6 protein-coding genes and 1 tRNA gene are annotated in these 7,013 nt (G+C 63.9%); 6 read left to right on the plus strand and 1 reads right to left on the minus strand.

Going from position 1 to position 7,013, the window contains the following annotated elements:
- Positions 1 to 41 precede the first annotated feature (41 nt).
- From GXZ33_RS09930 to catC, 6 genes are all read left to right on the plus strand, one after another.
- Positions 42 to 114: transfer RNA gene (locus GXZ33_RS09930), tRNA-Arg, on the plus strand.
- A 656-nt stretch (positions 115 to 770) separates the two neighbouring features.
- Positions 771 to 1,271 (plus strand): hypothetical protein, encoded by a 501-nt coding sequence (locus GXZ33_RS09935; protein ID WP_291340876.1) that lies wholly within the window; start codon positions 771 to 773, stop codon positions 1,269 to 1,271.
- A 998-nt stretch (positions 1,272 to 2,269) separates the two neighbouring features.
- Positions 2,270 to 2,638, plus strand: a complete 369-nt coding sequence (locus tag GXZ33_RS09940) for a hypothetical protein (RefSeq protein WP_291340877.1) — start codon at positions 2,270 to 2,272, stop codon at positions 2,636 to 2,638.
- A 97-nt stretch (positions 2,639 to 2,735) separates the two neighbouring features.
- Positions 2,736 to 3,308, plus strand: coding sequence for a DUF937 domain-containing protein (locus GXZ33_RS09945; protein ID WP_291340878.1), 573 nt, complete (start codon positions 2,736 to 2,738; stop codon positions 3,306 to 3,308).
- 113 nt (positions 3,309 to 3,421) lie between these two features.
- Entirely contained in the window at positions 3,422 to 6,226 is a 2,805-nt protein-coding gene (locus tag GXZ33_RS09950; protein ID WP_291340879.1) for an aconitate hydratase, read from the plus strand.
- A 78-nt stretch (positions 6,227 to 6,304) separates the two neighbouring features.
- Complete coding sequence (catC, locus tag GXZ33_RS09955) at positions 6,305 to 6,595, plus strand: muconolactone Delta-isomerase (RefSeq protein WP_291340880.1); 291 nt, start codon at positions 6,305 to 6,307, stop codon at positions 6,593 to 6,595.
- A gap of 77 nt (positions 6,596 to 6,672) precedes the next feature.
- Here catC and GXZ33_RS09960 read toward each other — a convergent pair whose 3' ends face one another.
- Positions 6,673 to 6,882, minus strand: a complete 210-nt coding sequence (locus GXZ33_RS09960; protein ID WP_291340881.1) for a PspC domain-containing protein — start codon at positions 6,880 to 6,882, stop codon at positions 6,673 to 6,675.
- Positions 6,883 to 7,013: the final 131 nt, after the last annotated feature.

Consider the following 7,013-nt stretch of genomic DNA (forward strand, 5'->3'; position numbering starts at 1 on the left):
AGACTTTCAGCGTTGTCATCCCCGAGCGGGATGGCCACACTGTCTCCGTAGCTCAGTGGATAGAGCACTGGTTTCCGGTACCAAAGGTCGCAGGTTCGAATCCTGTCGGGGACGCAAATTTTCGGGGTATTGGCTTATTGACCAGGCATCACTTGGTTTATTAGCCTGACCGGCGCTGGAAAATGACGCTGCTGTGACCTGTTTGCACAGGTCACAGCAGCGTCATTTTTGCTCGTTTACGGACCCCCTGCTCCCGCCCGCAGGAATCACCACCACCCCGCTGATTCTTGATCCCTACTTTGATGATCCACACCGCGACTCTGCGGTCTTCAAGCCCCTCCTAGGGCACCTAGCCGAGCATCTCTACTCAAGGAGGTGGCAAGCACACAGGAGTGGCGTTTCTCCCTTCCGATAGGGCAAGCGATTGAACGGTGCCGGGGAACGTTGTGTGCTCCTCGAATTGCCTCATGTTCTTCGTTCACACGACTACCACGTATGTGAAACCAAGATAAGATTTGGCCATGGGTAGGATCTATGGCTACTACGAATGGGACGACGACGTTGGAAGCCCCGGAAACCGGGAAGACGGCTCTCTTTCTCAAAACCTCTACAATGAGGATCGAGTGTTGGCGGGTCATGCGCGATTTGTTCCAGGTGACGAAGGCCTCGACGAGGACGACGAGTACTCGTACGAAAACACTTTCATCACCTCGGACTCTCGCCGATAGTCCGAGGAAGGCGATGAACTAGCCAAGATACTTGCCGGCATCTTGACCCTAGGGACGATAATTGGTGTCGCCCGGGCCGCTCCTCATGTTAAGAAATGGTGGCAGGAACAAGGCCGCCCTGCTGTAAACCGTCAGGCGCAGAAAATTCGCAAGATCGGACGGAAGAATCAATCCGACGTTGAGGGAGATGAACTTACTGACGCTGAGCAGTCTGCTGTCGAAATCGACCAGCGGCAAATCATGTCCCGCGAAGAGGCCATGTCTCGCTTTACTGCAGGCATGGCCGCCCGCGTCTACAGCGAAGAACAATTCCGAATCGTTAGTTCAGCATATATCCTTGGCGTCGAAGATTACGCAGAGATCGAAGAGACTGTAAAGCAGATTCCGCGAGAAAACTTACAGGCCCTGATTCGGAATATGGTTAGGAACCCATCACTCTTGGAAGACGAATCACTCGCAAACCTTGCAAGCATGCTCAACGCAGCAAACCAGACGCTCGAGATTGCCCCCGAAACACTACGTCGAGACGACCCCGATTCCTAGTGGCCTCTGTCGTTGATTGGTTGATAATCTCCAGAATGATTGTTGCGCGGCGCACAAGAATCTGTATGGGCAAAGCCGCGCCTACCCGGCATCCAGCCGTCCCTACTTCAACAGACGGTGCGACGGCATGAATCAGTGCAGGACATTGATTGTTCGATTTCCAACCTCCGACGTGAATCCCCTGGACCCAACTGACTGTTGAAGTCAGATCTCGGTTTAACATCGTTCGCAGCAGAACGTCACAGGTCATCCGACCGAGAAGTCGGTCGAAGGGATTATGCGGAGTTTCCGAAGATATCCGACTTGCAGCAGCGACTGCTCCTGCAAGCTCAGGGCAATAAGATGGCACCCCCTCATGAATCGCCACATCGTCGACAGCAGGCCCGCACCGAAAACGTGTTCTCGGTGCGGGCCTGACTCTTTGTCATCTCCGTCTGCTAGCGGGCATGTTCTCTGCCCTCCGGTTGAGGAGATTGGGTGGATCGTCGTGGCCCAGGCCCCATTGATGACCATCAGCGTGGTCGTGCCCGTCCCGGCCCTCCCGATCCCCAGACAACGCATCTGCCCGGTGACCTCAAGGTGCTTCGCTCTGCCTTGCTGAGTGTGTCGTGGCGCATACGGCTGTCCTCCAACACGAAGGCATCCGGGTGCCCTTAGTGGAGCCAGACAGCGAGAACTCAGCAGCAATCCCCGACTCCAGCAAGCTGTTGGAGCTCGACACCTCGTGCCTGGAGCAATACAGGAAATGCCGGCCCCCTACCCCTCCACGGCCGTGCCTGTCGCTCGCCCTGCGGTGCTGGCCGGGCGGTGTCAGTCTCCGGGCACCCACTCATCCCTGAGAGGCCACCCTGCAGCCATCAGTCACTCTTCATCCGTACGAGGGCGCGGAGTTCGTCCGCTTCGATACTCATCTGGAGGAGGTCATTGCACTACTCGGTAAGCCTGCTTCCGCCGAGGCCACCCGGGGCCGTTACGCTTTCCCGGACGGTGACGTCTTCGTGCACGTCGGCCCGGACGACGTGAATTTCCTGGAGTTCGTTGTCGACCTGAACAGGTGTGGCCTCGAGGTCGAGCTGGACAGAGTCAACCTGTCGCAGCTCAGTGCGGTTGAATGCGCTGCCCATCTGCGGGAGTTGAACGGGGCCGGAGACGTCGACGAGAGTGAGGCGCCGTCCAGTTTCGCGTACCGCGCTCTCGGTCTCACGGTCTGGCAGGGGCATGCGCTCGTGATCGACGAGCTCTCTTCCGCCCGCGCTGCAGGGGCGTCGGAGGAGGAGCTTGAGTTCCTGGAGGATGAGGTGCGGCTCGCGCATCACTTCGAGACGATCGGCCTCGATTCCCGGGAATACATGGAGGGCTATTTCTGACGTCCCCCGGACATCCTCTCAGGCGTTCCCTCAGGATGGGCACCGCAGATCCCCGGTACCGCCACACGTCCACTCAGTTCCCACTAAGATTTGTGTCATGACAAACAACCTGAACGATCTCCTGTCCAAGCTCCCGATCGACAGCATCGCCGCCCGTCTGGGCGAGGATCCCGCGAAGGTCCGTCAGGCGTCCGAGCAGATCCTGTCGACCCTGCTGGCCGGCATGGGCGCGAACGCCCAGGACCCGGCCGGCCGCGAGTCCCTGGCCTCTGCGCTGGACTCCCACAACCCGGATCTCGTCGAGGGTGACGTCAACGTGGACGACATCGACACCCAGGATGGCGCGAAGATCGCCCACCACGTGTTCGGCAAGAATGAGGACCAGGTGGCGCACCAGCTCGGCGGCCTCGTCGGCGGCACGAGCCTGGTCCGTGCACTGATGCCGATCCTGGCGCCGCTGGCCATGTCCTGGCTGGCGGGTCGTCTGACCCAGGGTGGCGGCTCGCAGACGCAGGCGCAGGCCCCGGGTAAGGGTGGTCTGCTGGAGGCGATCCTCGGCCAGGTGCTCGGCGGCGGCCAGGCCGGCCAGACCCAGGCGCAGGCCCCGGGTGGCCTCGGCGGGGTCCTCGGTGAGCTGCTGGGTGGGCTGCTGGGTGGGGGACGTCGATAAGCGGAACCGCATGGTGGCGGAAGTGACGCACCTCACGTAGCGTGGGATGTATCCCTTATTCCCCCGTATTTTTGCCGCCCTGACACAAGGTCGGCATGTGAGGTTGATCCGCCATGAGCACCAACAGCTTCAACACCAGGGACACTCTGAGGGTCGGCGAGACCGACCACGAGATCCACCGACTGGACCGGGTCGAGACCAGGGCCCGGCTCCCCTACTCCCTCCGCATCCTGCTGGAGAACCTGCTGCGCAACGAGGACGGAAGGCTCGTCACGAAGAGCCAGATCGAGGCGCTGCAGAACTGGTCACCCGAGGAGGCGTCCACGGAGGAGATCCAGTTCTCCCCGGCGCGCGTCCTCATGCAGGACTTCACGGGTGTGCCGTGTGTCGTCGACCTCGTCGCCATGCGCGACGCGATGTCCGACCTCGGCGGCGACCCGCAGAAGATCAATCCGCTCATCCCGGGGGAACTGGTCATCGACCACTCCCTCATCGCCGACGCCTTCGGCAGCCCGCAGGCACTCGACATCAACGCGCAGCTCGAGTTCGAACGCAACGAGGAACGCTACCAGCTGCTGAGGTGGGCGCAGCAGTCCTTCGCCGACTTCGTGGTGGTTCCGCCGGACACCGGCATCTGCCACCAGGTGAACCTCGAGTACCTCAGCCGCGTGGTGTTCACCCGCGAACGCGACGGCGTGCTGCAGGCGTACCCGGACACGCTCGTCGGCACGGACTCACACACCCCGATGGTCAACGGCCTCGGCGTGCTCGGCTGGGGTGTGGGCGGCATCGAAGCGGAGGCCGCGATGCTCGGCCAGCCCGCCAGCCTGCTCATCCCGGAGGTCATCGGCCTCAAGCTGACCGGTGAGCTGCCGGCCGGCACCACGGCGACCGACCTGGTGCTCACGGTGGCGGAGCTGCTGCGGAAGACGCGGGTCGTGGGCAAGTTCGTGGAGTTCTTCGGACCGGGTGTGTCCTCGATCCCGCTGGCCAACCGCGCGACGCTGGGCAACATGAGCCCCGAGTACGGCGCGACCGTGGCGATCTTCCCCATCGACGACGAGACCCTCAACTACCTGCGCCTGACCGGCCGCGACGAGCAGCAGATCGCGCTCGTCGAGGAGTACGCGAAGGTGCAGGGGCTGTGGCACGACCCGGAGTCCCCGGCGGACTACAGCCAGGTCGTCGAGCTGGATCTGTCGACGGTCACCCCGTCGATCGCCGGTCCGAGCCGCCCGCAGGACCGCATGAACCTCGGCGACGCCCCCGCCACCGTGCTGGGGCTCCTCGCCGGCGAGCACAGCGTCTACGAACCGACGGAGGGTGGCGTCGACGACGCCTCCGTGGACTCCTTCCCGGCCAGTGACCCGGTGTCGCTGACCCCGGGCCCGCGGAAGGACGCACCGCCGCGCGAACTCACCCGCGAGCAGCTGACGATGAACATGAAGCTCGGCTGGCCCTCCGACCCGGTGGACGTCGTCATCAACGACACCCCGGCGATCATCGACCACGGTGACGTGGTCATCGCGGCGATCACCTCGTGCACCAACACGTCCAACCCCTCGGTCATGCTGGGCGCCGCCCTGCTGGCCAAGAAGGCCGTGGAGCGTGGACTGCGCACCCGCCCCTGGGTGAAGACGACGCTGGCGCCGGGCTCCCGCGTGGTCACCACCTACCTGGAGCGCGCCGGCCTGACGGAGTATCTGGATGAGTTGGGCTTCCACAACATCGGTTACGGCTGCACGACGTGCATCGGTAACTCCGGTCCGCTCATCCCGGAGGTCTCCCGCGCGGTGACGGGCCAGGGCCTCAACGTGGCGTCCGTCCTGTCGGGCAACCGCAACTTCGAGGGGCGCATCCACCCCGAGGTGAAGATGAACTTCCTCGCCTCCCCGCCGCTGGTCGTCGCGTACGCCCTCGCGGGCAGCATGCACACCAACCTGCTGGAGGATCCGCTCGCGCAGGACGCCGAAGGCCGGGACGTCTACCTGCGGGACATCTGGCCCACGGAGGAGGAGGTCCGCGCGGTCGTCGACGAGAACGTGCGCGCCGAGATGTTCTCCGCCAGCTACGACACGGTCTTCGATGGTGACGGGAACTGGCGCGGCATGGACATCCCGGAGGGTGACAAGTACGCCTGGAGCGGCGAGTCGACCTACATCCGCAAGCCGCCCTACTTCGACGGGATGGAGGTGGAGCCCGCCCCGGTGGAGGACATCGCGGGGGCACGTGTGCTGGCGCTGCTGGGTGACTCGGTCACGACGGACCACATCTCGCCGGCCGGCGCGATCAACCCGACGTCCCCGGCGGGCCGCTACCTGCAGGAACAGGGAGTGGAGCCGAAGGACTTCAACTCCTACGGCTCGCGACGCGGCAACCACCACGTGATGGTCCGCGGCACCTTCGCCAACGTGCGTCTGCGCAACCTGCTCGCCCCCGGCACGGAGGGTGGCGTCACCCGTCACCTGCCGGACGGTGAGGAGATGTCTATCTACGACGCCGCGCAGCGCTACCGGGATGAGGACGTCCCGCTCGTCGTCCTCGCGGGCAGCGAGTACGGTTCCGGTTCCTCCCGTGACTGGGCGGCGAAGGGCACGTCTCTGCTCGGGGTGCGCGCGGTCATCGCCCGCTCCTTCGAGCGCATCCACCGTTCCAACCTGGTGGGCATGGGTGTGCTGCCGCTTCAGTTCCCGGAGGGCGATTCCGCCGAGTCGCTGGGACTCACGGGCGAGGAGGTCTTCTCGGTCACGGGTCTGGCCGGCCGCGAGGACATCCCCGCGACGGTGACCGTGCGTGCCGAGTCCCCGGACGGGTCACACGTGGAGTTCGAGGCGGTCGTCCGCATCGACACCCCGGCGGAGGAGGCGTACTTCCGTCACGGCGGCATCCTGCCGTACGTGCTGCGGCAGCTGCTCTGAGACGCTGCTCCGGACCTTCCGGGCACGGAGCGGGTATCGTGAGGTGTCACCATACCCCTCCACCGAAAGGTCCCGCCGATGCTGTTCCTGGCCCGCATGGATGTCACGTTCCCCGAGTCCCTGACCCCTGAGCAGGTCGCCGACTTCCAGGTCCGCGAGAAGGAGTACTCGGGCAACCTCCAGAAGGAGGGCACGATGAAGGGCATCTGGCGCGTGGTCGGTGAGTACGCGAACTACTCCATCTACGACGTCCGCGACAACGACCACCTCCACGAGGTGCTCTCCGGGTTCCCGATGTACAAGTACATGGACATCAAGGTCACGCCGCTGGCGCAGCACCCGAACGCCACGCGCGAGGACTTCTTCTAGCCCCTGCTTATCGACGCCACACCGCCCGTCCCCCACGCTGTGGGGACGGGCGGTGTGCTTGTTCACTCAGGAGGCTGTCACCCGTCAGGCATGATGAACCAGGCGATGACGTAGGCCAGGAGCGGGGTGCCGGCGCTGACGATGAGGGCCGCGATGAAGATCAGGCGGACCAGGGTCGGGTTCCAGTCGTAGGTCTCGGCGATGCCTCCCAGCACACCGGCCACATAGCGGTCGGTGAGGGAACGGTGCAGACGGCGCTGGTGCAGCGGGGTGTGGAAGTCGTTCATGTCAGGCTCCTCGGGTGCGGTCTCTGTGTCGCTGTCAGAGTCAATTGTGGCAGCTCAGGAGAGTTCCGCACATCGGGGAGCGCCCCGATAAAACCCTGAGATCTAGCAGTCGGCGTCGTCGGAGCCGCAGA

The organism is Corynebacterium sp. (genome assembly GCF_012838985.1).
Taxonomy (GTDB): Bacteria; Actinomycetota; Actinomycetes; order Mycobacteriales; family Mycobacteriaceae; genus Corynebacterium.

Bases quoted from the DNA above. Each gene is read 5' to 3' on its own strand.
- GXZ33_RS09950 (WP_291340879.1), top strand. From the start codon at position 3,422: ATGAGCACCAACAGCTTCAACACCAGGGACACTCTGAGGGTCGGCGAG.
- catC (WP_291340880.1), top strand. From the start codon at position 6,305: ATGCTGTTCCTGGCCCGCATGGATGTCACGTTCCCCGAGTCCCTGACC.
- GXZ33_RS09960 (WP_291340881.1), bottom strand. From the start codon at position 6,882: ATGAACGACTTCCACACCCCGCTGCACCAGCGCCGTCTGCACCGTTCC.
- GXZ33_RS09945 (WP_291340878.1), top strand. From the start codon at position 2,736: ATGACAAACAACCTGAACGATCTCCTGTCCAAGCTCCCGATCGACAGC.